We start from the raw sequence: 24,406 nt of genomic DNA, 5'->3' as shown, positions 1-24,406 counted from the left end.
GGTCGTGCTCGACCGGGTCCCGCCCTCCGGGCCGGCGGCAGTGAACACTGCGACAGCCGCCACAGCGCCGTGCGTGCCGATCCGTCGGCTTGATAGAACTCAGAGATGGCTGAAACCGCGAAAGAGCCCCGCCCGCACGACGAGGTCGTCGAGATCGCCCGCGACCTCATCCGCATCGACACCACGAACACCGGCGACAACGCGACCGCAAAAGGGGAGCGCGCCGCCGCCGAGTACGTCGCGGAGAAGCTCGCCGAGGTCGGCCTGGCCCCCGAGATCTACGAGTCCGCGCCCGGCCGCGCCTCCGTCGCCTGCCGCTACCCCGGCGCCGACCCCGCCCGCGGGGCCCTCCTGCTCCACGGCCACCTCGACGTCGTCCCCGCCGAGGCGAGCGAATGGTCCGTCCACCCCTTCGGCGGCGAGATCAAGGACGGCTACCTCTTCGGCCGCGGCGCGGTCGACATGAAGGACTTCGACGCGATGCTCCTCGCGCTCGTCCGCGACTGGCGGCGGCAGGGCAGGATCCCGCCGCGCGACCTGGTCCTGCTCTTCACCGCCGACGAGGAGGCCGGGTCCGACTACGGCGCCCGCTTCATGGTCGAGCAGCACCCCGAGGTCTTCGAAGGCGTCACCGAAGCGGTCGGCGAGGTCGGCGGCTTCTCCATGACCCTGGAGAACGACCTGCGCGTCTACGTGGTCCAGACCGCCGAGAAGGGCCTCGACTGGCTGCGCCTGCGCGCCAGCGGCCGTCCCGGCCACGGCTCGATGCTCCACGACGACAACGCCGTCACCCGCCTCGCCCGCGCGGTGGCCGACATCGGCCGGCACGAGTTCCCCGTCGAGATGACCCCCACCGTCCGGCAGTTCCTGGAGTCGGTCTCCGAGCTCACCGGCGTCGAGTTCGACCCGGACAACCCGGACGAGACGGTCGCCAAGCTGGGCCCCGTCGCCCGCCTCGTCGGCGCGACGCTGCGCAACACCGCCAACCCGACCCGCCTCAACGCCGGATACAAGACCAACGTCATCCCCTCCACCGCCGAGGCCGTCCTCGACTGCCGCTCGCTGCCGGGCCGCAACGACGAGCTCGAGGCCGTCCTGCGCGAACTCGCCGGAGCGGGGATCGACTTCGAGTACGAGATCCGCCAGCCCGGCTACGAGACCTCCTTCGACGGGCCGCTGGTCGACGCCATGGCCGAGGCCATCCGCCTGAGCGACCCCGGTGCCCGCACCGTCCCGTACATGCTTTCGGGCGGCACCGACGCGAAGGCGTTCGCGACCCTCGGCATCCGCTGCTTCGGCTTCGCGCCGCTCAAGCTCCCTGCGGACCTCGACTTCACCGCCCTGTTCCACGGCATCGACGAGCGCGTCCCGATCTCGGCCCTCCAGTTCGGCGTGGACGCCATGGACCGGTTCGTCTCCCGCTCCTGACGAGCACGCCCACGGGCCCTGGTGTGGTGACGGCGTTCACCGCGCCAGGGGCCGCGTCCGGTCTGGACATCCCGGCGCGAACGCCGCTATAATCGACCGCGATGTTGATTTTCTTCCTCTAGAAGCAGCCAGGTCACCGCGTTGAGCAAGGCTCCGCGGCGACCGCCCAGGCGCGCATCGATCCATGAAGCCCCGAGCTCTCCTTCTGCGCGCCGTCCTTCCCTTCCTTCGCGAACGACTGCTTTCTGGAGGCACCGTGCTCCGCCATGCCCAACTATCCCTTGTAGACGTCACCAAGCGCTACGCCGACCACCTCGTCCTCGACCGGGTCTCCTTCACCGTCAAACCGGGGGAGAGGCTCGGCGTCATCGGCGACAACGGCTCCGGCAAATCCACGCTGCTCAGGCTCCTCGCCGCCGTCGAGACCCCCGACAACGGCGAGCTCACCGTCGCCTTCCCCGGCGGCGTCGGCTACCTGCCGCAGCAGCTCGAACTGCCGGCCGACCGGACCGTCGCCGACGCGATCGACCTCGCGCTCAAAGAGATCCGCGAGATCGAGGCCGCGATGCGCGAGACCGAACAGGCGCTCGCCGACGGCGAGGCGGCCGCCGCCGAGGCCTACGCCGACCTGCTCGCCCGCTTCGAAGCCCGCGAGGGCTGGGAGGCGGACCTGCGGGTCGACCGGGCGCTCGCGGCCCTCGGCCTGCCGGGCCTCGACCGCTCGCGTCCCCTGGGGACGCTTTCGGGCGGCGAGCGCTCCAGGCTGATGCTCGCCGCGACGCTCGCGTCGCGACCGGCCCTGCTCCTGCTCGACGAACCGTCCAACGACCTCGACGACAGCGCCGTGACCTGGCTCGAAGCGCAGCTGCGCGACTGGCCCGGCACGGTGGTCGCCGTGACCCACGACCGGGCCTTCCTGGAGGCCGTCACCACCACCATGCTCGAACTGGCCGACCGGACCGCCCGCCGCTACGGCAACGGCTACGCCGGCTACCTGACCGCGAAGGGAGTCGAACGCGCACAGGCGCAGGAGGCCTACGAGACCTGGTCCGCCGAGGTGGCCCGGCAGCAGGCCCTCGTCGAGCACAACGCGGGCCGCATGGCCGCCATCCCGCGCAAGAGCCCGCTGGCGAACATGTCCACCGGGGCCTTCCGGCAACGGGACCGCAGCCATGGCGCCGCCAGCCGCATCAAGGTCGCCAAGCAGCAGCTGGAGCGGCTGCGCGCCCACCCGGTCGCGCCGCCGCCGGAGCCGATGCGCTTCGAACCGGGCTTCCTGACCACCGACGTGGACGCCCAAGCGCCCGCATTGGCGCTCAAGGGCGTCCGCGTGGGGGACCGGCTCGAGGTCGGCGAACTCACCGTCGCCCACGGCGAACGGGTCCTCATCACGGGCCCGAACGGCGCGGGCAAGACCACGCTCATGCGGGTCCTCGCCGGTGAGCTCGCGCCCGACGAGGGCACGGTCGACCGCACCGGGACCGTGGGCCACCTGCGTCAGCTCGCCGCTCCCGGATCGGACCGGCAGTCGGTCCTGCGGGCCTTCGCCGAAGGCCGCGTCGGCACCCTCGAAGAGCACGCCGAGGCGCTCGACCGCCTGGGGTTGTTCGCCCACGACCAGTTCGGCACACCCGTGTCCGCGCTCTCGTGGGGCCAGCGCCGGCGGCTCGAACTGGCCCGGCTCGTCTCGCGACCGGTCGACGTGCTCCTGCTGGACGAGCCGACCAACCACCTCTCGCCGATGCTCGCCGAACAGCTCCAGGAGGCCCTGGCCGCCTATACGGGCACAGTGGTCCTGGTCAGCCACGACCGACGGCTCCGCGCCGCCTTCAAGGGCCGCCGCCTCGAGATGGACGCGGGCAGGGTCACCGGCGACCGGCGGCTCGCCGTCACCGGTGGGCCATGACCAGTTCCCTCCCGGCCGAGGCGCATTGTGCCGCGTACTCGGCCGGGGGCGAGCCGATGAGGTCCTTGAAGTCGTGCGTGAAGTGGGCCTGGTCCGACCAGCCGAGTTCGGCCGCGAGCCGGGCCAGGTCCGCATGCGGGTCCTCGGCGAGCCGGTCGGCCGCGTCGTGGATCCGGTACCGGCGGATGAGCGTCTTCGGCCCGAGCCCCACGTAGTCCTGGAACAGGCGCTGCAACGTCTTGGCGGACATGGCGAACCGGGCCGCGACCTGGTCGACCCGCGTGATCGACCGGTCCTCCAGCATCGCCCGCACCACCGCCAGCAGCCGCCCGTACCGCGGATCGGGCCGTTCGGGCGCCCGTGCGGCGAGGAACCGCGACACCACGGCGATGGCCTGCGCGTCCGCACCGCTCATGACGATCGCGTTGAGCTCGTCGGCCTCGGCCCCGAACACCGTGGACGCGCTCGCGGACCAGTCCGCGAGGGCCGCCGCCTCGACGCCGCTGAACGCCGTGAATCCGCCGGGCCGGAACTTCACGCCGAACACGCGGCCCTCGCCGGTGAGCGGGTGCCGCGAGACCGCGAGCCCCGGGCCGTGCAGTTCCGCGCCGATCACCGGCATGAAGCTGAGGTTCACGCACGGGTGGGGGATCACCACCGACTCGTACGCGGCGCCCTCCGGCAGGTCCCACCGGACCGACCAGTACCGCTCCACGTACGCCCCGAGCGCCCCCGTCTCGGGGTAGCGCCGCAGGTCGATGTGCCGTGCCGCCTCCTGGGGTCGCAGGAGGCCCTTGCCGCTCGCCGTGGGTCCGTTCACGGCTCCGATAGTAGAGCCGGGGTACGTCGCTTTTTTACAAGCGCGCGCCGGCCCCGGCGGCGAGACTCGTCCCATGAGCACTGAACCCAGAACAGACGCCAAGGTCGACCCGATTCCGGACGGCTACCACTCGATCGTGCCGTTCATCGTCGTCAACGAGGCCGCCAAGGCCATCGAGTTCTACGAGCACGTCTTCGGAGCGAAGGTCCTCATGCGCAACGACGGGCCGGACGGCTCGGTCGTGCACTGCGACCTGAAGATCGGCGACTCGGTCCTGCAGCTCGGCGACGCGAACCCGCAGTGGGGCCTGGAGGCGCCGAACGCCGAGCGGATCACCGGCTCCACCTCCCTCTACGTCGAGGACTGCGACGCGGTCTTCGCGAAGGCCGTCGAAGCCGGGGCCACGGTCCGCGAGGAGCCCTCGGTGTTCCTCACCAGCGACCGATACGCGTCGATCGCCGACCCGTTCGGGCGGCGCTGGTCGATCATGACCCGCGTCGAGGACGTCTCGCACGAGGAGGCCCAGCGCCGCATCGACGAGTGGATCGCCTCCATGTCCGAAGGCTGAGCACGGCACGCCGCCGGTGCGCCTGCGGGCACGAGCCCTCGGGCGCGCCGGCGGCCCGCAGCCGCGACGCGGTCTGCTCGGCGCTCTCGAGGCCGACGCCCATCATGCGCGAAGCCCGGTCCGCCACCGGCCGGACCGCGTGTCAGTAGCTCTCCGGGTAGCCCACCGTCGGCGCCGAGACGTCGTCGAGGGCCAGGCGGATCTCCGGCGGCAGGAACAGCTGCTCGGCCGCCAGCGAGGCCCGCAGCTGCGTCGCGTTGCGCGCCCCCACGATCGCCGAGGCCACGCCCGGCTGGTCCCGCACCCACGCGAGCGCCACTTCGAGCGGGCTCACACCGAGCCCCTCGGCGGCCGTCGCGCACGCCTCCACGATCCCCGCGGAGCGCTCGTCCAGGTACACCCCGGCGAACCGCGACCACTGTGCCGACGAGGCCCGCGAGTCGGCCGGGCGCCCGAACCGGTACTTCCCCGTCAGCACGCCCCGGCCCAGCGGCGACCACGCCAGCACGCCCATCTCCATCGCCAGGCACGCCGGGAGCACCTCCCGTTCGACGCCCCGCTGCAGCAGCGAGTACTCGACCTGGCTCGCGACGATCGGGGCCCGTCCGGGCCACGCCGACTGCCACGCGAACGCCCGCGCGGTCTGCCAACCGGTGTGATTGGACAGCCCCACGTAGCGGACCTTCCCGCTCGACACCGCCGCGTCGAGCACCGACATGGTCTCCTCCAGCGGCGTGTCCGGGTCGTACACGTGCAGGATCCACAGGTCGACGTAGTCGGTGCCGAGCCGGCGCAGCGACCCTTCGAGCGAGCGCATCAGCCACCCCCGCGAGGTGTCGCGCTTGCGCGGCGCCCCGTCCGTGCGCACGCCGGCCTTCGTGGCGATGTGCAGCTCCGAGCGCGACACCACCTTGCCGATGAGCTGGCCGATCGCCGCCTCGGCCATGCCCTGTCCGAACACGTCCGCGGTGTCCACGAGCGTGCCGCCCGCCTCCACGAACGTCTGCAACTGGGCGGCGGCGTCCTCAAGGCCGGCCTCATCGGTGGTCCACGTCATCGTCCCCAGGCCCAAAGAGGAGACTTCGATGCCGCTGCGTCCAAGTGGTCGGCGTTCCATGAGCACACAAGTTACCTGCAGCGGCCCGCGGAAAGCGAGGCCCGTTCTCGCGGGCGCCGCTCGCCGCCTCGTCGGTCGAACGGCGGAGGCGGGCTCCGCAACTTCGGCCGATCGGCAGAGGACGCCCCTTTGCGGGGCCGCCTAGACTCTTGCGGGGCCCGTGAGACGGGCCGCGAGAGCCGCATGGCGCGCACCGGAAGAGGAGACCGATGGAGATCTGGCAGGCCGTGATACTCGGGATCGTGGAGGGCCTCACCGAGTTCCTCCCGATCTCCTCCACCGGGCACCTCGTCCTCTTCGCCCAGCTGCTCGGCATCGACCCCGCGGACCGGTCCGTGATCGCCTTCAACGCCGTCATCCAGGGCGGCGCCATCCTCGCGATCCTCGTGTACTTCACCAAGGACATCTGGCGGATCGTCAAGGGCTTCTCCATCGGCCTGCTCCACAAGGACCGCCGCGGCCTCGACTACCGCTACGGCTGGTACGTCATCGTCGGGACGATCCCCGTGGTCCTCGCGGGCCTGGTCCTCTCCGGCGTCGTCGACCGCATCTTCAACCTGTGGGTCGTCGCCGTCGGCGCGATCGGCTGGTCCTTCGTCATGTGGTTCGCCGAGCGCGTCGCCCCCCAGCAGCGCACCGAGCAGCACGCCAACATGAAGGACGCGATCTTCGTCGGCTCCGTCCAGGTCCTGTCCCTCTTCCCGGGCGTCTCCCGCTCGGGCGCGACCATGACCGCCGGGCTCCTGCGCGACTTCGACCGCGAGAGCGCCACCCGCTTCTCGTTCCTGCTCGGCATCCCCGCGCTCACCGGCGCCGGGCTCCTCGAACTCGACGAGCTGGCCGGAGGCACGGTCCCGATGGGGTCCCTCATCGTCGGCATCGTCGTCTCGGCCGCGGTCGCCTACGCGTCCGTCGCCTGGTTGATGAAGTTCGTCACCAGCCACACCTTCATGCCGTTCGTCTGGTACCGCTTCGCGTTCGGGGGGATCATCCTGCTGCTGCTCGTCACCGGGGTGGTCGGCTCCGCCGAAGGCGCCTGAGCGCTGGCCGGTCGGCCGGTGTCCGCAATAAGATCGCGGGCATGGATTCCTGGACCGCACCGCACGTACCCGCCCTGCCCGGCCACGGCCCGGCCCTGCGCCTGCACGACACCGCCTCGGCGGGCCTGCGCGAGACGGTCAAGCCCGGCGCCGAGCGCGCCTCGATGTACGTGTGCGGCATCACCCCTTACGACGCCACCCACCTCGGTCACGCCGCCACGATGATCACCTTCGACCTCGTGCACCGCTACTGGCTCGACCAGGGCCTCGACGTCCACTATGCGCAGAACGTCACCGATGTCGACGAGCCCCTGTTCGAGCGCGCCGAGCGCGACGGCACCGACTGGCAGGTCCTCGGCCTGCGCGAGACCGCCCTCTACCGCGAGGACATGGAGGCCCTCGGGGTGCTCCCGCCCCGCCACTTCGTCGGCGCGGTCGAGTCCATCCCCGCCGTGGGCCGGGCCGTCGCGGGCCTCCTCGAGCGCGGCGCGGCCTACCGGCACGAGTCCGGCGACGTCTACTACGCCGTCGAGTCCCACCCGGCCTTCGGCTCCGAGTCGAATTACGACCGCGAGACCATGCTCCGCTACGCCCGCGAACGCGGCGGCGACCCCGACCGCGAAGGCAAGCGCGACCCGCTCGACCCGATCCTGTGGAACGCCCCCCGCGACGGCGAGCCCTCCTGGGACTCGCCCGTGGGCCGCGGCCGCCCCGGCTGGCACATCGAGTGCACCTGCATCGCCCTCGACTTCCTCGGCGAGACCGTCGACGTCCAAGGCGGCGGCAACGACCTCATCTACCCCCACCACGAGATGTCCGCGGCCCACGCCGAATCCCTCACCGGCGTCAGGCCCTTCGCGCGCAGCTACGTCCACACCGGCATGATCGGCCTCGACGGCGAGAAGATGTCCAAGTCCCTCGGGAACCTCGTCTTCGTCTCCAAGCTCCGCGCCGAAGGGGTCGACCCCGCCGCCGTGCGCCTGGCCCTCCTGGCCCACCACTACCGCGCCGACCGCCAGTGGAGCGCCGCCGCGCTGGCCGAGGCCGAGCTGCGCCTGGGGCGCTGGCGCGAGGCCGTCTCGCGCGAGCTCGCCGTCCCGGCCGGGTCGATGCTCACCGCCGTGCGCGAGCGCCTGGCCGACGACCTGGACACCGCCGGGGCGCTCGCCGCGGTCGACGCCTGGGCCGCCGAGACCCTCGCGGCCGGGGGCGAGGACCCCTCGGCGCCGGCCCTTGCCCGCGACACCGTCCGAGGATTGCTCGGCATACACTGACACGCGCTGATTGTGCGAATTGCCGAGTATCGGTACGCTCACAGTTGAGCGTGGCCGACTCCCCATTCCTCCTGGAGTCGAATTGAAGATCCTGCTGCTGGCGTCCGCTTTCAACGGCCTCACCCAGCGCGTGTGGTGCACCCTGCGGGAGCAGGGCCACGAGGTCGGCGTCGAACTCGCGCCCGCGCACGCCGAGCCCGAGTCGCTCATCCGCGAGGTCGAGCGGATCGACCCCGACCTCATCCTGTGCCCCTTCCTCAAGCACCGGGTGCCCGAGGAGGTCTGGCGTCGCTGGACCACCGTGATCGTCCACCCCGGCCCCGTCGGCGACCGCGGCCCCTCCTCGCTCGACCACACCCTGCTCGGGCAGGGGCCGCGCTGGGGCGTCACCGCGCTCTCGGCGGTGGAGGAGATGGACGCCGGCCCCATCTGGGCGACGTCCACATTCGAGGTCCCCGAAGGCATCACCAAGTCCGCGCTCTACAACAGCCGCGTAGCCGACGCCGCCATGGAATGCGTCGAGACCGTGGTCCGCAAGGTCGCCGCCGGGGCCCGCCCCGTGCCCGCCGAGGAGCACCCCCGCGCCGTGCCCGGCACCGGAGAGCTCCCGCTGCTGCGCCGCGCCGCCTTCGCGCTCGACTGGCGCGCACCGGCCCGCGACCTCGCCCGCCGCATCGCCGCCGCCGACGGCGCTCCCGGCGCGCCCGTGGACTTCGAGGGCCGCACCTACTGCCTCTTCGACGCCGTCCCCACCGACGAGGACACCGGCGCCTCGCCCGGCACGATCGTCGGCCGCGACTGCGAGTCCATCGCCTTCGCCACCGGCCGCGGCACCCTCTGGGTCGGTTACGCCGCGCTCCTGGAGCGCAAGCGCGGCCCGAAGCTCCCGGCCGCCATGGTCATCGACGCGTCGGCCGCGCCCTTCAGGGCCGCCCCCCAGGCGCTCGCCGAGTCCGTCTACCGCCGCGACGGCGACATCGGCTTCCTGACCATCCGGTCCTACAACGGCGCCATGCACACCGAGCAGTGCCGCCGCCTCACCGCGGCGGTCGAGAAGGCCCTCGCCGAGGACACCCGCATCCTCGTCGTCACCGGCACCGAGCACGCCTTCTCCAACGGCATCCACCTCGGCGTCATCGACGCCGCGCCCGACCCCGCCGCCGAGGCGTGGGCCAACATCAACGCGATCGACGAGCTGTGCCTCGCCATCGCCCAGGCCGACCAGCTCACCGTCGCCGCCTTCTCGGCGAACGCGGGCGCGGGCGGCGTCATGACCGGCCTCTGCGCCGACGTCACCGTCGCCCGCGACGGCGTCGTCCTCAACCCGTACTACGACATGGGCATCTACGGCTCCGAGCTGCACACCTGGTCGGTCGCCGACCGCGTCGGCGCGTCGACCGCCGCCCGCCTCCTCGGTGACAAGCTCCCGATCTCGGCGGACGAGGCGGCCCGGATCGGCCTCATCGGCGCGGTCGGCCCGCGCGACTGGAACGAGTTCCAGCGCTGGCTGCGCGCCGTGGCGGTCGGCTACAACGAGCCGGTCACCCGCGGGCGCATGTACGCCGCGAAGGCCCGCCGCCGCGCCGAGGCCAAGCCGATGTCGTACTACCAGACCATCGAGCTGGCCGAGATGGCCCGCGACATGTTCGACGACCGCCACGGCTTCCACGCCAAGCGCCGCGCCTTCCTCGGCAAGGCCGCCCCGACCGAGACCCCGGCGAAGCTCCGGTTCCGTTAGCGCCTGGACAGGGTTTGCCAGTCTCGCGACTGCGTTGACAGGCGCGTTCCCACCTGATGGACTGTCCTTATGTTCGAAGAAGGACAGTACTTCGCGCCGGTCAACACCGACGCCGACGGCACGGTCGTCGTGGAACTGGGTGAGAACCACCCGGGCTTCGCCGACCCCGAGTACCGCGAACGGCGCAACGCCATCGCGGCCCTCGCATTGGATTGGAAACCCGGCCTACCCATGCCGACCGTTTCCTATACCGACACCGAACACGAGATATGGCGGCTGGTCAGCGCCGAACTCGCCGTGAAGCACCAGGCCCTGGCCGCACACGAGTACCTGGAGGGCGCCGAGCGACTCAAGCTCCCCGCCGACCACATCCCGCAGCTCCACGAGGTCTCCGAGGCCCTCGAGCCGCTCACCGGGTTCAGCTACCTGCCCGCCGCCGGGCTGGTGCCGCTGCGCGAGTTCTACGGGGTGCTCGCCGAGGGGAAGTTCCACGCGACCCAGTACATCCGCCACCACTCGGTGCCGCTGTACACGCCCGAGCCGGACGTCATCCACGAGGTCATCGGCCACGCCAACGCCCTCGCGTCACCGCGCTTCGCCGCGCTCTACCGCGTCGCCGGCGAGGCGGCCCGCCGCGTCCACTCCGAGGACGCGCTCGAGTTCGTCTCCCGCGTCTTCTGGTTCACCCTCGAATTCGGGGTGATGAGCGAGAAGGACGGCCTCAAGGCCTACGGCGCGGGCATCCTCTCCTCCTACGGGGAGATCGACGAGTTCCGGGGCATGCGGATCCTGCCGCTGGACCTGGTGACGATGGGCACGATCGACTACGACATCACCAAGTACCAGGACAAGCTCTTCGACGCCGGGTCGATGGACCGGCTGGAGGACGTCGTGGGGGAGTTCTGGGCGACCTGCGACGACGAGTCGATCGAACGGCTCAAGGCCGAGGCCGGCGTCGGCGGGTAGCGCCGGTTAGCAGAGCTGCCTCTCGTACTGCTCGCCGTAGTACTCGGCGAGCTCGTCGAGGGTTCGCTCGACCACCTGGGTCTCCTTGAGCATCCGCGCGTGGGAGGGCGGCGCGTCGGGGTTCCACGTCTCCGGACGCCGGACCGCACGGCCGACCTGCCGCAGTGGAAGTAGCTCGCGTCGATCTCGACCACGAGCGCGAGGATCGGCCGGTGGCCCTCGACGACCATGTCCGCGAAGAAGGGCGCGTCCGAGACGATGCGGGCGCGCCCGTTGATCCGCAGCGTCTCGCGCCGGCCCGGGGCATCACGTCGCCGACGATCTCGCGGAGCCGCGCGGGATCGGCCACTTCGGTCCACTATTGACCGTCCATGGCGTCCCTTCGAGGGAGGGCGTAACGACCCGGTGCCGCGCCCGTCCCGGCCGTCGGCCCCACGGTGATCCTCAGCCTCGTCGGCGCCTCCGGGCTCGCGACGGGTCGCCGGCCCCACGGCCTCGCGGCGTTCGCGCCGGCGCTCGTCGGCGTCTTCGAGCGCGTGCCGAACGGCGTATCGGACGGTCCAGTACAGGACGTAGACGCCGATGGCGAAGAACACGAGAGGTACGAGGAACTCCATGCCCGTCATCCTATTCGTCCCGGTGTGATCTTCACCCGACACGATGCCCATCCTGTGAAACGCCCTTCCCACTCAGCGGCACCCGCAAGTACCCTTGACCCCGTGTCTGCGAAGAGTCTTTTCCTCGATGTCCTCAGCCGCCGCGTCGTCATCGCCGACGGGGGCATGGGCACCATGCTGCAGACCTTCGACCCGACGATGGAGGACTACGACGGGCACGAAGGCCTCTCGGACATCCTCTGCCTGACCCGCCCCGACATCGTGCTCGGCATCCACGACGCCTACCTCGCCGCGGGCGCCGACTGCGTCGAGACCAACAGCTTCAACGCCAACTACGGCGGCCTCGTCGAATACGACATCGTCGACCGCGCCCGCGAGCTCGCCCGCGCCGCCGCGACCCTCGCCCGCCGGAAGGCCGACGAGTACGCGACCCCCGAGTGGCCCCGGTTCGTCCTCGGCTCCATGGGCGGCGGCACCCGCCTGCCCACCCTCGGCCACGCGCCGTTCGCGCTCCTGCGCGACCACTACCGGGAATGCTCCGCCGGCCTCATCGAAGGCGGCGCCGACGCCCTCCTGGTCGAGACCGCCCAGGACCTGCTCCAGGCCAAGGCCGCCGTCATCGGCGCCAAGCGCGCCAACGCCGACCTCGGCACGAACGTCCCGATCATCGCCCAGGTCACCGTCGAGACCACCGGCACCATGCTCGTCGGCGGCGAGATCGGCGCGGCCCTCACCAGCCTCGCCGCCCTCGGCATCGACCTCATCGGCCTCAACTGCGCCACCGGCCCCGCCGAGATGAGCGAGCACCTGCGCTACCTCTCCCGCCACTCGCCGGTCCCGATCTCGGTCATGCCCAACGCCGGACTCCCCACGCTCGGCCCGAACGGCGCGGTCTACCCGCTCACCCCCGACGAGCTGGCCGACGCCCACGAGGACTTCGTCAAGAACTACGGCGTCAACCTCGTCGGCGGCTGCTGCGGCACCACCCCCGACCACATCCGCGCCGTCCGCGCCCGCCTCGGCGGCGCCCCCGAGGACCTGGTCAAGCCCAAGGAGCGCACCCCGATCCTCGAACCGGGCGTCTCCTCCTCCTACCACCACGTCCCGTACCTGCAGGACGCCTCGATCCTCAACGTCGGCGAGCGCACCAACGCCAACGGCTCCAAGGCCTTCCGCGACGCCATGCTCGCCGCCGACTACGACCGCTGCGTCGAGATCGCCCGCGAGCAGGCGGGCGGCGGCTCCCACCTCCTCGACCTCTGCGTCGACTACGTCGGCCGCGACGGCGCCGAGGACATGCGCGTCCTCGCCTCCCGCTTCGCCACCGCCTCGACGCTGCCGATCATGCTCGACTCCACCGAGCCGAACGTCATCGAAGCCGGCCTCGACGCCCTCGGCGGCAAATGCATCATCAACTCCGTCAACTTCGAGGACGGCGACGGCCCGAACTCCCGCTATCGGCGGATCATGCCCCTCGCCGCCGAGCACGGCGCGGGCGTCGTCGCCCTCTGCATCGACGAGGAGGGCCAGGCCCGCGACCGCGACTGGAAGGTCCGCGTCGCCGCCCGCCTCATCGACGACCTCACCGGCACCTACGGCATGAAGATCGAGGACATCTTCGTCGACGCCCTCACCTTCCCGATCTCCACCGGCCAGGAGGAGACCCGCCGCGACGGGCTCGAGACCATCGAGGCCATCCGCGAGATCGCACGCCGCTACCCCGGCGTCAACTTCACGCTCGGCATCTCCAACATCTCCTTCGGCCTCAACCCGGCCGCCCGCCAGGTCCTCAACTCCGTGTTCCTCCACGAATGCGTCCAGGCCGGGCTCACCAGCGCGATCGTCCACTCCTCGAAGATCCTGCCCATGGCCTCGATCCCCGAGGAGCAGCGGCAGGTCGCCCTCGACATGGTCTACGACCGCCGCGGCGGGGACTACGACCCGCTCCAGAAGCTCATCGAGATCTTCGACGGCGTCAGCCTCGCCGGCACCAAGGAGGCCCGCGCCGAAGCCCTCGCCGCCCTCCCGCTCGGCGAACGCCTCGCCCAGCGCATCGTCGACGGCGACAAGAACGGCATGGACGCCGATCTCGACGCCGCCCTCGCCGAAGGCAGGACGCCGCTCGAGATCATCAACGAGCACCTCCTCGAAGGCATGAAGGTCGTCGGCGACCGCTTCGGCTCCGGCCAGATGCAGCTGCCGTTCGTCCTCCAGTCCGCCGAGGCCATGAAGTTCGCCGTCGCCCACCTCGAACCCCACATGGACAAGGCCGACACCACCGACAAGGGCACCATCGTGCTCGCCACCGTCCGCGGCGACGTCCACGACATCGGCAAGAACCTCGTCGACATCATCCTGTCCAACAACGGCTACACCGTCGTCAACCTCGGCATCAAGCAGCCCATCAACGCCATCCTCGACGCGGCCGAAGAGCACCGGGCCGATGTCATCGGCATGAGCGGCCTGCTCGTCAAGTCCACCGTCATCATGAAGGACAACCTCGCCGAGATGATGGCCCGCAGCCTCCACCGGCGCTGGCCCGTCCTCCTCGGCGGCGCCGCCCTCACCCGCGCCTACGTCGAAGACGACCTGCGCGAGATGTTCGAGGGCGGCCAGGTCCACTACGCCCGCGACGCCTTCGAAGGCCTCGCGCTCATGGACCGCGTCATGACCGCCCGCCGCACCGGCGTCGAGCTCACCGACGCCGAGCACGAGGCGAAGATCGCCAAGCGCCGCGAACGCCGCGCCAAGCAGGCCACCCTCGTCAAGGAGACCCTGCCCGACCTCGACGACACCTCGGTGCGCTCCGACGTCGCCACCGACGTCGACGTCCCCGTGCCGCCCTTCTACGGCTCCCGCGTCGTCAAGGGCATCGCGCTGGCCGAGTACGCCGCGATGCTCGACGAGCGCGCCACGTTCCTCGGCCAGTGGGGCCTCAAGCCCACGCGCGGCGACGGCCCCTCCTACGAGGAACTGGTGGAGACCGAGGGCCGCCCGCGCCTGCGCTACTGGCTCGACCGGCTCGCCACCGACAACGTCATCGAGGCGAAGGTCGTCTACGGGTACCTTCCGGCCTACTCCGAGGGCAACACCCTCGTCGTCCTCGACGAGAACGGCCACGCCGAGCGCGCGCGCTTCACCTTCCCGCGCCAGCGGCAGGGCCGGCGCCTGTGCCTGTCGGACTTCTTCCGCGCCAAGGACGGCGAGCGGCTCGACGTGCTCGGCATGCAGCTGGTCACCTTGGGATCCAAGGTCTCCGAGTACACCAACGAGCTGTTCCAGGCCAACGCCTACCGCGACTACCTGGAGGTCCACGGCCTCACCGTGCAGCTCACCGAGTCCCTCGCCGAGTACTGGCACCGCCGCATCCGCCGCGAATGGGTCCTGCCCGGCGGCGGCACCGTCGGCGACGCCGACCCCGGTGACCTCAAGGGCATCCTCGACGTCGACTTCCGCGGCTGCCGCTACTCCTTCGGGTACCCGGCCTGCCCCGAGCTCGCCGACCGGGCGACCCTCGTGGACCTGCTCGGCGCCGACCGCATCGGCGTGGAACTGTCCGAGGGGGACCAGCTCCACCCGGAGCAGTCCACCGACGCGATCGTCCTCCACCACCCGGAGGCGAGCTACTTCAACGCGAAATAGGCGACGCAGGGGCCCGACGCGCTTAGGGCGTCGGGCACCGCGCCCGCCACCGCCTCGACCCGCGTTCGAGCGGCCCGGCACGATGGAGGCATGTCGCACGAACTCGTCGCCTATCTCGGTGTCATGGACGCCGGAAAGTCCACCCTCGCACTCCAGTACCACCACTCCCTCGGCGGCGAGGGCGTCGTCTACACCTCGATGGACCGCGGCGGCGAAGGCGTCGTCTCCAGCCGCATCGGCCTCAGCCACGAGGCCCGCGAGGTCAAGCCCGGGTTCGACATCTACGACGACCTCGCGGCCATCAAACCGCCCTACGTGATCGTCGACGAGGTCCAGTTCCTCGAAGCCCCGAAGCAGATCAACCACCTCGCCGACGCCGTCGACGGCCTGCAGCTGGACGTCTACGCCTTCGGGCTCAAGACCGACTTCCTCGGCCGCCTCTTCCCGGCCACCCAGCGCCTCATCGAACTCGCCGACCGCGTCGAGGAGCTGCCCGTGCGCGTCAACTGCTGGTGCGGCGAGCGCGGCACGCACAACGCCCGCGTGCGCGAGGGCGTCATGGTCTTCTCCGGCGACGTCGTCGAAGTCGGCGACATGGACTCCTACACGGTCCTGTGCCGCCGCCACCACCGCGCCGGCCTCGCCTGAGCCGACCGCCGCACGGCCCTGTGAGCCGCCTCGCGGCCGGACCGCGAGCCTCGGCCCTCCACGGATGCCGCCCGTACTGTTGGCAGCGTGAACGACCTACCGAATGCCGTGTTCCCGCAAGCCGTGCTCTTCGACATGGACGGCACCCTCGTGGACAGCGAGCGCGTCTGGGACACCGGCATCGAGGAACTCGCCCGACTCCTCGGCGGCACCCTGGACCCGGCCGTCCGCGCCCGCATGGTCGGCACCAACGAGGACGACTCGGTCACCATGCTCCTCGAGAGCCTCGGCCGTCCGCTCACCGAAGCCCCCGAGCGCGTGATGTGGCTGCGCCGGCGCATGAAGCAGCTCTTCGCGGAGGGCGTCGACTGGAAGCCCGGCGCGCAGGAGCTCCTCCTGGAGGCGCGCGCCGCCGGCGTCCCCACCGCACTGGTGACCTCGACCCCGCGCGAGCTGGCCGAGATCATCATCGGCCGGATGGGACCCGACCGCTTCGACATCACCGTGTGCGGCGATGAGGTCGACCAGCGCAAACCCGACCCCGAGCCCTACCGCACCGCCGCCGAGAAGCTCGGCGTCGACATCGAGCGCTGCGTGGCCCTGGAGGACTCGGTCTCGGGAGTGGGCTCCGCTCTCGCGGCGGGGGCGGTCACCCTCGCGATCCCCAGCGAAGTCGAGCTCCCCGCGGACCTCGAAGTCCTGCGCCTCGACACCCTCGACGGCGTCGACCTCGCCTACCTGCGCACCCTCGGCTAGCGTCCCGCAAAAACCGTTGACGGCACGGGCCGCGTGCGCCAGTCTGACCGGATGACCGCGCCACCTACCGAACCGAGCCACGCCATCGTCAAGGCCCTCGCCGATCCCGAACGCCTCAGGGTGTTCGCCGAGATCGTCCTCGCCGACGCGGGCGCGAGCGTCACCGAGCTGCGGCAGCGCCACCCGCGGGCCGAGAAGGCGCTCATGCGCCTCTTCGAGTCGGGTCTGGTCATCCGGGAGGACGGCAGGATCCGCGCCGCGCCCGAGGCGTTCAAGGCCGCCGCGGCCGCCGCCCGCGCCTCGCGTCCCGACGCGCCGCCCGGCACCGGCCCCGAAGTCGCGCACCTCTACTCGAACGGCCGTATCACCGTCCGCCCCGTGAACCGCCGCACCCGGGTCGCGCTCCTGCGCGACCTCGCCGGCCGGCTCTTCGCGTTCGACCGGGTCTACACCGAGGCCGAGATCACCGAGGCGCTCGCCGCCGAGTTCGACGACCCGCTCCAGCTGCGCCGCGACATGATCGACGAACTCCTCCTCGAACGCACCGAGGGCGGGCGCGAGTACCGCCGCCGCGAGGCCCCGCCGATCTAACCGACGACCGCACCGGGCCGCGACGCCAGCGCGTCGCGGTTCTTGTCGCCCCATTCCTCGAGCGGCGCCAGCGCCTCGTGCAGCGTCTCGCCCAGCGGCGTCAGCGAGTACTCCACGCGCGGCGGCACCTCCGCGTACAGCTCGCGGCGCACCACGCCGTACGCCTCCAGCTGCCGCAGGTTCTCGGCCAGGACCTTCTCGCTCACGCCGTCGAGCTTGCGCCGGATCTGCCCGAACCGCACGGGTCCCTCGGCGAGCACCCACATCAGGTGCATCTTCCACTTGCCGCCCACCACGTCGATCGCGAGCGACATGCCGCAGGTTTGATCTGCGTCACTCATCGTCTCCATCGCGCCCCTCCCGACCATATTCCGAACGTATCGGTAAGTAACCCCACCTGGAAGTGCGGTCTTGCAGAGTCTACCCGCGACGACCGACGATTGACTCCGACAGCGAAACCAAGAAGACACCACTTCCTAAGGGGCACAACATGTCTGCTAAGAATTCCGTCACCGTGATCGGCCTCGGCCCGATGGGGCGGTCCATGGTCAAGGCCTTCCTCGACGCGGGAGTCGAAGTGACCGTGTGGAACCGCACCGCCGCCAAGGCCGACGCCATGGTGGAACTGGGCGCCAAGCGCGCCGCCACGGTCGCCGAAGCCCTCGACGCCAACGAGGTCACCGTCGTCAGCCTCACCCACTACCAGGCCATGTACGACGTCCTCGGCCAGGCCACGGACCACCTCAAGGGCAAGGTCATCGCCAACCTGTCCTCCGACTCGCCCGAGAACACCCGCAAGGGCGCCGAATGGGCCCTCGGCCACGGCGCCCGGTACCTCGTCGGCGGCTTCATGTCCCAAGGCGACGACATCGCCCACCCGGACTCCTACCTGTACTTCAGCGGACCGCAGGATCTCTTCGACGCCCACAAGGACCTCCTGCGGCCCCTGAGCCGCCAGGAGTACCTCGGCGAGGACTACGGCCTCGCACAGGTCTTCTACCAGGCCGAGCTCGCGCTGTTCCACGCCTTCCTGATCGGCTGGGAGCAGGCGCTCGCCATCGTCGACCGCTCCGGCGCCGACATCGACCGATTCGTGGCGAACGCCTCGAGCCACCCCAACAGCTACCGCGACTTCATGCGCGAGTTCGCCGAAGCCGCCAAGGCCGGCGGCTGGGGCGACCTCCACAGCTTCAAGATGATGCACGCCGGAGCCCAGCACGTCATCGAAGCCAGCGTCGACGTCGGCGTCGACGCCTCGCTCACCGAGACCGCCCAGGACTTCTACCAGCGCGCGATCGACGCGAGCGAGCGGGCGGGACGCCCCGTCCCCGTCTACCAGCTCCTCCGCGGCACCGACGCCTAGAAAGCACACCATGCCCGCACCCACCGCAACCGTCCTCGGCCTCGGCGCCATGGGATCCGCCGTCGCGACCCGCCTGCGCGAGACCGGACACGCCACCACCGTGTGGAACCGCACCGCAGCCAAGACCGAACCGCACGTCCGAGCCGGATCGGCGGCCGCGGCCACGGTCGCCGAAGCCGCCGCGGCGAGCGACGTCGTCATCGTCGTCCTGCTCGACCACGCCGGCGTCGGCGAACGACTCGGGCCGGCCGCCGCCGACCTCAAAGGCAAGACCGTCGTCAACCTGACCACCACCACGCCGAACCAAGCCCGCGAGACCGCGGCCTGGGCCGCCGACCACGGCATCGCCTACCTCGACGGCGCCGTCATGGCCGTCCCGTCCATGATCGGCGACCCGAGCGCGCGACTGCTCTACTCCGGCGACGAGCACGCCTACACCGCTGCCCGGCCCGCGCTGGAGGCCCTCGGCACCGCCGAGTTCGCGGGCACCGACACCGGCCTCGCCTCACTCAAGGACATGGCCCTGCTCGCGGCCATGGACCTCATGCTCCTCGGCTACGTCCAGGCCATCGCCATGATGCGCACCACCGGAGCCACCGCGGCCGCGACCGCCGAGGAAGTCGAGGCCTGGCTCGGCGCCATGCTGCCCCACGGCCGCGAGCTGGCCGCGGTCGTCGACGGCGGCACGTACGACACCGGCGGCCAGAGCGTCGACTTCGACCGCTTCGGCATCGCCTCCCTCATCACCGCCAGCCGAGAACAGGGCATCCGAGCCGACTTCCTCGAACCCCACCAGAAGTTCCTGGAAGAACTCGCCGCCACCGGTCACGGGGACAGCGACTGGATCCGCATCATCGAACGACTCGCCGTCCGCTGACCGCACCCGCACCGAAGGAGACCACCATGCCGAAGGGCACCATCAGCATCCTCGGCCTCGGCGCCATGGGCTCGGCCATGGCCGAGCGCCTGCGCGTCCAGGGCTTCACCACCACCGTCTGGAACCGCACCGCCGCCAAAGCGCGACCGCACGTGGAAGCCGGATCCAAGGCCGCCGCCACCGTGGCCGAAGCCGCCGCGGCGAGCGACGTCGTCATCGTCGTCCTGCTCGACCACGCCAGCGTCCGCGAACACCTCGAACCGGCCGCCGCCGACCTCAAGGGCAAAGTCGTCGTCAACCTGACCACCACCACGCCGAACGAGTCCCGCGCCACCGCCGCCTGGGCCGCCGACCACGGCATCACCTACCTCGACGGCGCGATCATGGCCGTGCCCGAGATGATCGGCACGCCCCACGCGCGACTGCTCTACGCCGGAGACGAGAACGCCTTCGCCATCGCCAAGCCCGCGCTGGAGACCTTCGGCGCCGCCGAGTTCGAAGGCGCGGACGCCGGCCTGGCCTCGCTCAAGGACATGGCCCTCCTCACCGCCATGTACCAGATGTTCGGCGGCCTGCTCCAGGCCACGGCGATGATGCGCACCGTCGGCGTCCCGGCCGAGCAGACCGCCAAGGACGTCATCGCCTGGCTCGGCGCCGTGCTCCCGCTGGCCGAGGAGTTCGCCACCGTCGTCGACGGCGGCGAGTACGACCCGGCCCCGGGCCAGAGCGTCGACTTCACCCGGGCCGCCATGGCCTCGCTCATCACCGCCAGCCGCGAACAGGGCGTCAGCGCCGACTTCCTCGAACCGGTCAAGAAGCACCTCGACGAACTCACCGCCACCGGACGCGGCACGGCCGACTGGATCAGCGTCGTCGAGCAACTCCGCATCCGCTGACCTCGAAGCCGACGCGCTGCCAGGGGCGGACCGGCTACCGGTCCGCCCCCAGCAGCGCCAGTTTGTCGTAGTCGTCCGTGCCCGGCGCCGCCGTCAACGTCACCAGCATCTGACCCGAACCGTCCGCCACCCGGAACTGGTCCTTGTACAGCTGGAGGAGCCCGACCATCGGGTGCTCGAACCGCACCCACCCGATGTTGCAGTCCTTGACCTCGGCCTGCGCCCACAGCTCCGCGAAGAACCGGTGCTCCACCGTGAGGTCGCCGATGAGCGCCGTCATCTCCTTGTCCTCGGGGAACAGCGCCGCCATCTTCCGCAACTGCGCCACCGTCTCGTGCGAGCAGACCGCCTCCCAATCGGGGAAGTGCTGCTGCGAGTCCTCCTCGAACAGCAGCCGCACGAAGTTCGGATTCGCCTCGAGATCCCACCCGAAGCCCCCGTACAGCAAGCGCGCCAAGCGATTCGACGCCAGCACGTCCTGCCGGTGGTTCATGATCAGCGCCGGGAAGCCGTCGATCGCCGCCAGCATCGTCTGCAGCGAGGGCCGCACCCCCGCGCTGGCGTGCAACGGGCTCAACCGCGAGTTCCCCGCCAACCGGTGCAGGTGCGAACGCGTCGTCTCGTCCAACCGCAGGGCCCGCGCCACCGCGTCCAGCACCTGGTCCGACGGGTGCTTCGCCCGCCCCTGCTCCAAGCGCGTGTAGTAGTCCACGCTCACCCCGGCCAGCAGCGCCAGCTCCTCCCGGCGCAGCCCAGGAACGCGCCGCCGGTCGTTGTCCGGCAGTCCGACCTCGGCCGGGTTCACCCGCGCGCGCCGCGCCTGCAGGAACTTCCCCAGATCCACCACGTCTTCGAGCTTGTGGATCCCCGTCGCATCAGATGACATCACTCAAACCTCCGCGGCAAGTATCGCCGCGGCGAAGCGCCGGTGCCTAGGTCTGTCAGTCCTAGGGTCGAACGACCCCAGGTCGAACAGACGTCTGGTAGCCCCGCTGGAACCGCAGCAGCATGGTTCCCATGAGAACGCACATCGTCTACGCCCACCCGCACGCCCGCTCGCTCAACGCGGCCCTCCGCGACGAGACCGTCCAGACCCTCGAAGGGCTCGGCCACACCGTGACCGTCGCCGACCTCTACGCCATGAACTGGAAGGCCGTCGCCGACTACGACGACTTCGGCCCCACCGAGAACGAGCACTTCATGGCCGCCGCCGGCGAGGCCTGGGACAAGGGCTCGCTGACCGAGGACGTCAAGGCCGAGCAGGAGCGGCTCCTCGCCGCCGACGCCGTCATCCTCCAGTTCCCGCTGTGGTGGTTCACGGTCCCCGCGATCATGAAGGGCTGGATGGACCGCGTGTTCACCAACGGCTTCGGCTACGGCACCTCCCGGTCCTGGCCCCGCTACGGCGACGGGGTGCTCGCGGGCAAGCGCGCCATGGTCGTCGTGACCACCGGCGCCGCCGAGGCGCACCTGTCCGACCGCGGCGTCAACGGCGCCATCGACGACCTGCTCTTCCCGATCCAGCACGGCGTCCTCTTCTACACCGGGATGCAGGTCCTGCCGCCCACGGTGATCACGAGCGCGGTCACGTTCGGCGAATCCGACTACGCCGACGCGGTGAAACTCCTCCGCGGCCGCCTGGAGACCCTGGCCGAGACCGAGCCCATCGCCTACCGCCGGCAGGACGACGACTACGGCGCCGACAAGCGCCTCCTGCCCGGCCGCGAAGCCGAGGGCACCACCGGGTTCGCCCTGCACATCGCCTAGAACGCCGAGAGCCGGAGCGGCGGTGCGCCGCTCCGGCTCGATCTCACCGACGCCGAAGCGTCACTCCCAGGGGAACTTGTCGGCGAACGCCGGCTTCAGGTCGTCGACCCACACCGCGTTCTCGTCGAACTTCGCGTAGAACGGACGCCCGACGATCTGCGGGTCGCGGGCCTGGAGCATCCGCAGGGCGAACACCTTCTCGTCCCCGATGTCCACGACCCCGTCCACCGAGACCTTCCCCGGCGTGGCGGACATCGAGGGACCCCGGACGGTCCGGCACAGGCCCGAGACCTGGCTGAACGCGTCGCGGAAGACCTCCCAGGCCCGCCACAGCGGTACCGAGAAGTAGTCCTGCGGGCCGGTGTCGCGCTCGATGAACATGTAGTACGGGATCATCCCCAGCTTGTGCTGGGTCCTCCACATCCCGGCCCACTCGTCCGCGTCGTCGTTGATCGTTCGGATCAACGGCGCCTGCGTGCGGATCACCGCGCCCGTCGAGCGGATCCGGCGCACCGCCTCCTGGACGATGTCCGAGTCCAGCTCCTTGTGGTGAGAGAAGTGGGCCATGAACGCGAGGTTCCGGCCCGAGTCCACCACGCGCTCGAACAGCCGCAGCGTGTCCTCCGCGTCGGGGTCGGACACGAACCGCTGCGGCCAGTACGCCAGCGCCTTCGACCCGATCCGGATCGACTCGACGTGGTCCATCTCGAGCAGCGGGTCGATGTACCGCCGCAGCACCGGCTCGCCCATGATCATGGGGTCGCCGCCGGTCAGCAGCACACTGCTCACTTCGGGGTGGTCCCGCACATAGCCCGTCAACTGATCGACGTCGTTGTTGGCCATCTTCAGGTCGGCGATGCCCACGAACTGCGCCCAGCGGAAGCAGTAGGTGCAGTAGGCGTGGCAGGTCTGGCCCTGCTGCGGGAAGAACAGGACCGTCTCGCGGTACTTGTGCTGGAGGCCGGGTATGGGCTCCTCCCCGGCCTTGGGGATATTCAGCTGAAGCTGACCGGCCGGATGCGGATTCATCTTGAACCTGATCGCGTTGGCCGCGGCGGTGACCTCCTGCTTGGAGGCCTCGGCCTGGAGCAGCCCGGCGATGTGGTCCACGTCCTCCGCCGGCAGCATGTCCTCTTGAGGGAAGACCAACCGGAACATGGGGTCCTGGAACGGATCGTCCCAGTCGATGAGCTCGTCGACGACGTAGGCGTTCGTCCGGAACGGCAGGACCGAGGCCACGGCCTTCGTCCGGAGACGCTGTTCCGCCGTCATCGGGGCTCGCTTGAGCAGTTCGTCCAGGTGGCGGATGGTGTAGGCCTGGAAGCGCCTACCGGTGTTCTCAGGAGCAGTCAGGGCAACCCCCTCCTCTTGCGATATCGGTTTGCAACTGGGCAGGCAGGCCTGGCTACAAACAAGTGCGCGAAACCAACGAGCACCTTGCCGCCTCGCGAGCGAAACCGCCCGCGTTCGACTCCGCGGCGTTTCCGCCACGGATGGTGCACCCGATGCTTTCGCGCACACTGTGCGTGAATATGAAATTTTCAGCTGTCGGTGGCGACCCTAACCCAGGGTGGCCTCGAGCGAAATCGGGACGGCCTTGAGGGCCTGGCTGACAGGGCAGTTCTCCTTGGCGCCGTTGGCGATCTCGTTGAACTCGTCGGTCTCGATCCCGGGGATCACCGCGCGCACGGTCAGCGCGATGCCGGTGATGCCGGTGCCGGGCTTGAAATCGACCGCGGCTTCGGTGACGAGCTCCTCCGGCGTGTAGCCGGCCTTCCCCAGCGCGGCGGAGAACGCCATGGAGAAGCAGGAGGTGTGCGCGGCCGCGATGAGCTCTTCAGGGCTGGTCTTGCCTTCGGGCTCGTTCGCGCGCGACGCCCAGGTCACCGGAGCGTCCGCGAGCCCCGAGGACACGAAGCTGGTGACGCCGTTGCCGCTCTGGAGATCGCCGGTCCAGCGAGTGCTTGCTTTGCGAGTGACTGACATGCCTTCTCCTCTGCTCGGACTTCCTTCGCTGGCAGGCTAACAGCCGAAGCTGGACCGAGATGAGCGTCCGCGGCGGGCGCCGGGCGCGACGGCCCGGGCGCCGCCTTACCGCGACCAGGTGGCGTCTCCGCTGGTCAGGCGTAGCGTCGACCAGGAGGGGACCCCCCTGGTTTCGGCCCCGTTCAGGGTGTGTATATTTGTAACTGCCCGCGGGGGAACGGAACAGCCGAGGAGAACGAGGCCGGTCCGGAGATCACGGAGGCACGCGACAAGCTCTGAGAAGCGTTGGCGCGGCCCGAGATCGAGGCGCGGGAATCACTTGAGACTTCACGAAGGCTCAACTGCGTGTGACTAGGGTCAAAGGCCCCGAGTTAGACGGCGCGGGTTGAGACTAGTAATGTTGTTC

21 protein-coding genes are annotated in these 24,406 nt (G+C 70.5%); 15 read left to right on the top strand and 6 right to left on the bottom strand.

The features are described 5' to 3' along the window. Window positions 1-105: 105 nt before the first annotated feature. Window positions 106-1,428 carry a M20/M25/M40 family metallo-hydrolase gene (locus K3N28_RS19415; protein ID WP_228094412.1) on the top strand — a complete coding sequence of 441 codons (1,323 nt, stop codon included), beginning with the start codon at window positions 106-108 and terminating at the stop codon, window positions 1,426-1,428. A gap of 256 nt (window positions 1,429-1,684) precedes the next feature. After that, window positions 1,685-3,334 (top strand): ribosomal protection-like ABC-F family protein, encoded by a 1,650-nt coding sequence (gene abc-f, locus K3N28_RS19410; RefSeq protein WP_228094411.1) that lies wholly within the window; start codon window positions 1,685-1,687, stop codon window positions 3,332-3,334. Here the strand turns inward: abc-f and K3N28_RS19405 are convergent. After that, window positions 3,318-4,154, bottom strand: a complete 837-nt coding sequence (locus tag K3N28_RS19405; protein WP_228094410.1) for a helix-turn-helix domain-containing protein — start codon at window positions 4,152-4,154, stop codon at window positions 3,318-3,320. The two genes, abc-f and K3N28_RS19405, sit on opposite strands and share 17 nt — an antisense overlap. Before the next feature lie 73 nt (window positions 4,155-4,227). On the opposite strand from K3N28_RS19405, the gene K3N28_RS19400 reads away from it, so the two are divergent. Next, window positions 4,228-4,722: a VOC family protein gene (locus K3N28_RS19400; protein ID WP_228094409.1), complete on the top strand. Its 495-nt coding sequence runs from the start codon at window positions 4,228-4,230 to the stop codon at window positions 4,720-4,722. Window positions 4,723-4,864: 142 nt separating this feature from the next. Here K3N28_RS19400 and K3N28_RS19395 read toward each other — a convergent pair whose 3' ends face one another. After that, on the bottom strand, window positions 4,865-5,839 hold the full coding sequence (locus tag K3N28_RS19395; RefSeq protein WP_228094408.1) for an aldo/keto reductase: 975 nt from the start codon (window positions 5,837-5,839) through the stop codon (window positions 4,865-4,867). 209 nt (window positions 5,840-6,048) lie between these two features. On the opposite strand from K3N28_RS19395, the gene K3N28_RS19390 reads away from it, so the two are divergent. The 8 genes from K3N28_RS19390 to K3N28_RS19355 all read left to right on the top strand — a co-directional run bounded on the left by K3N28_RS19390 (window position 6,049) and on the right by K3N28_RS19355 (window position 17,111). Beyond that, window positions 6,049-6,879: an undecaprenyl-diphosphate phosphatase gene (locus K3N28_RS19390; protein WP_228094407.1), complete on the top strand. Its 831-nt coding sequence runs from the start codon at window positions 6,049-6,051 to the stop codon at window positions 6,877-6,879. A gap of 41 nt (window positions 6,880-6,920) precedes the next feature. Continuing rightward, the gene (mshC, locus tag K3N28_RS19385) at window positions 6,921-8,153 is read left to right on the top strand and encodes a cysteine--1-D-myo-inosityl 2-amino-2-deoxy-alpha-D-glucopyranoside ligase (RefSeq protein ID WP_228094406.1); all 1,233 of its coding nucleotides are present in this window, start codon (window positions 6,921-6,923) and stop codon (window positions 8,151-8,153) included. An 82-nt stretch (window positions 8,154-8,235) separates the two neighbouring features. After that, the gene (locus K3N28_RS19380; protein WP_228094405.1) at window positions 8,236-9,891 is read left to right on the top strand and encodes an enoyl-CoA hydratase-related protein; all 1,656 of its coding nucleotides are present in this window, start codon (window positions 8,236-8,238) and stop codon (window positions 9,889-9,891) included. A gap of 69 nt (window positions 9,892-9,960) precedes the next feature. Further along, window positions 9,961-10,857, top strand: a complete 897-nt coding sequence (locus tag K3N28_RS19375) for a phenylalanine 4-monooxygenase (protein ID WP_228094404.1) — start codon at window positions 9,961-9,963, stop codon at window positions 10,855-10,857. A gap of 719 nt (window positions 10,858-11,576) precedes the next feature. After that, window positions 11,577-15,116, top strand: coding sequence for a methionine synthase (gene metH, locus K3N28_RS19370; protein WP_228094403.1), 3,540 nt, complete (start codon window positions 11,577-11,579; stop codon window positions 15,114-15,116). Window positions 15,117-15,206: 90 nt separating this feature from the next. After that, complete coding sequence (locus K3N28_RS19365; protein ID WP_228094402.1) at window positions 15,207-15,764, top strand: thymidine kinase; 558 nt, start codon at window positions 15,207-15,209, stop codon at window positions 15,762-15,764. 87 nt (window positions 15,765-15,851) lie between these two features. Further along, window positions 15,852-16,520, top strand: a complete 669-nt coding sequence (locus K3N28_RS19360) for an HAD family phosphatase (RefSeq protein WP_228094401.1) — start codon at window positions 15,852-15,854, stop codon at window positions 16,518-16,520. A gap of 51 nt (window positions 16,521-16,571) precedes the next feature. Next, window positions 16,572-17,111 (top strand): DUF2087 domain-containing protein, encoded by a 540-nt coding sequence (locus K3N28_RS19355; protein WP_228094400.1) that lies wholly within the window; start codon window positions 16,572-16,574, stop codon window positions 17,109-17,111. Here the strand turns inward: K3N28_RS19355 and K3N28_RS19350 are convergent. Then, window positions 17,108-17,461 (bottom strand): winged helix-turn-helix transcriptional regulator, encoded by a 354-nt coding sequence (locus K3N28_RS19350; protein WP_374209836.1) that lies wholly within the window; start codon window positions 17,459-17,461, stop codon window positions 17,108-17,110. The two genes, K3N28_RS19355 and K3N28_RS19350, sit on opposite strands and share 4 nt — an antisense overlap. 140 nt (window positions 17,462-17,601) lie before the next feature. Here K3N28_RS19350 and K3N28_RS19345 point away from each other — a divergent pair, with 140 nt between their 5' ends. From K3N28_RS19345 to K3N28_RS19335, 3 genes are read left to right on the top strand one after another with little or no spacing between them, the layout of a single operon-like run. After that, entirely contained in the window at window positions 17,602-18,474 is an 873-nt protein-coding gene (locus K3N28_RS19345) for an NAD(P)-dependent oxidoreductase (protein WP_228094398.1), read from the top strand. Between the two features lie 10 nt (window positions 18,475-18,484). Further along, entirely contained in the window at window positions 18,485-19,351 is an 867-nt protein-coding gene (locus K3N28_RS19340) for an NAD(P)-dependent oxidoreductase (protein WP_228094397.1), read from the top strand. Then, on the top strand, window positions 19,315-20,247 hold the full coding sequence (locus tag K3N28_RS19335; RefSeq protein ID WP_255640297.1) for an NAD(P)-dependent oxidoreductase: 933 nt from the start codon (window positions 19,315-19,317) through the stop codon (window positions 20,245-20,247). The genes K3N28_RS19340 and K3N28_RS19335 overlap by 37 nt, the downstream gene beginning before the upstream one ends. Window positions 20,248-20,281: 34 nt before the next feature. Here the strand turns inward: K3N28_RS19335 and K3N28_RS19330 are convergent, their stop codons facing one another. Then, the gene (locus K3N28_RS19330; RefSeq protein ID WP_228094395.1) at window positions 20,282-21,133 is read right to left on the bottom strand and encodes a helix-turn-helix transcriptional regulator; all 852 of its coding nucleotides are present in this window, start codon (window positions 21,131-21,133) and stop codon (window positions 20,282-20,284) included. 131 nt (window positions 21,134-21,264) lie between these two features. On the opposite strand from K3N28_RS19330, the gene K3N28_RS19325 reads away from it, so the two are divergent. Continuing rightward, a complete protein-coding gene (locus K3N28_RS19325) occupies window positions 21,265-22,014 on the top strand; it encodes an NAD(P)H-dependent oxidoreductase (protein WP_228094394.1) in 750 nt (249 codons plus the stop codon). 60 nt (window positions 22,015-22,074) lie between these two features. On the opposite strand, the gene K3N28_RS19320 is transcribed toward K3N28_RS19325, so the two are convergent. Both K3N28_RS19320 and K3N28_RS19315 read right to left on the bottom strand, forming a co-directional pair. Beyond that, window positions 22,075-23,367 carry a KamA family radical SAM protein gene (locus tag K3N28_RS19320; protein ID WP_374209838.1) on the bottom strand — a complete coding sequence of 431 codons (1,293 nt, stop codon included), beginning with the start codon at window positions 23,365-23,367 and terminating at the stop codon, window positions 22,075-22,077. Window positions 23,368-23,574: 207 nt separating this feature from the next. Continuing rightward, the gene (locus tag K3N28_RS19315; RefSeq protein ID WP_228094392.1) at window positions 23,575-24,000 is read right to left on the bottom strand and encodes an OsmC family protein; all 426 of its coding nucleotides are present in this window, start codon (window positions 23,998-24,000) and stop codon (window positions 23,575-23,577) included. Between the last annotated feature and the right edge of the window lie 406 nt (window positions 24,001-24,406).

It is taken from the genome of Glycomyces sp. TRM65418 (assembly GCF_019710475.1).
Classification (GTDB): domain Bacteria; phylum Actinomycetota; class Actinomycetes; order Mycobacteriales; family Micromonosporaceae; genus Glycomyces.
The sequence above is the reverse complement of the archived record's forward strand: the minus strand, read 5'-3'. Positions and strand labels throughout refer to the sequence as shown.

Coding starts and splice junctions, on each gene's coding strand:
- K3N28_RS19415 (WP_228094412.1), top strand. CDS start 106: ATGGCTGAAACCGCGAAAGAGCCCCGCCCGCACGACGAGGTCGTCGAG.
- K3N28_RS19400 (WP_228094409.1), top strand. CDS start 4,228: ATGAGCACTGAACCCAGAACAGACGCCAAGGTCGACCCGATTCCGGAC.
- K3N28_RS19395 (WP_228094408.1), bottom strand. CDS start 5,839: ATGGAACGCCGACCACTTGGACGCAGCGGCATCGAAGTCTCCTCTTTG.
- K3N28_RS19390 (WP_228094407.1), top strand. CDS start 6,049: ATGGAGATCTGGCAGGCCGTGATACTCGGGATCGTGGAGGGCCTCACC.
- mshC (WP_228094406.1), top strand. CDS start 6,921: ATGGATTCCTGGACCGCACCGCACGTACCCGCCCTGCCCGGCCACGGC.
- K3N28_RS19375 (WP_228094404.1), top strand. CDS start 9,961: ATGTTCGAAGAAGGACAGTACTTCGCGCCGGTCAACACCGACGCCGAC.
- K3N28_RS19365 (WP_228094402.1), top strand. CDS start 15,207: ATGTCGCACGAACTCGTCGCCTATCTCGGTGTCATGGACGCCGGAAAG.
- K3N28_RS19355 (WP_228094400.1), top strand. CDS start 16,572: ATGACCGCGCCACCTACCGAACCGAGCCACGCCATCGTCAAGGCCCTC.
- K3N28_RS19350 (WP_374209836.1), bottom strand. CDS start 17,461: ATGGAGACGATGAGTGACGCAGATCAAACCTGCGGCATGTCGCTCGCG.
- K3N28_RS19345 (WP_228094398.1), top strand. CDS start 17,602: ATGTCTGCTAAGAATTCCGTCACCGTGATCGGCCTCGGCCCGATGGGG.
- K3N28_RS19340 (WP_228094397.1), top strand. CDS start 18,485: ATGCCCGCACCCACCGCAACCGTCCTCGGCCTCGGCGCCATGGGATCC.
- K3N28_RS19330 (WP_228094395.1), bottom strand. CDS start 21,133: ATGTCATCTGATGCGACGGGGATCCACAAGCTCGAAGACGTGGTGGAT.
- K3N28_RS19325 (WP_228094394.1), top strand. CDS start 21,265: ATGAGAACGCACATCGTCTACGCCCACCCGCACGCCCGCTCGCTCAAC.
- K3N28_RS19315 (WP_228094392.1), bottom strand. CDS start 24,000: ATGTCAGTCACTCGCAAAGCAAGCACTCGCTGGACCGGCGATCTCCAG.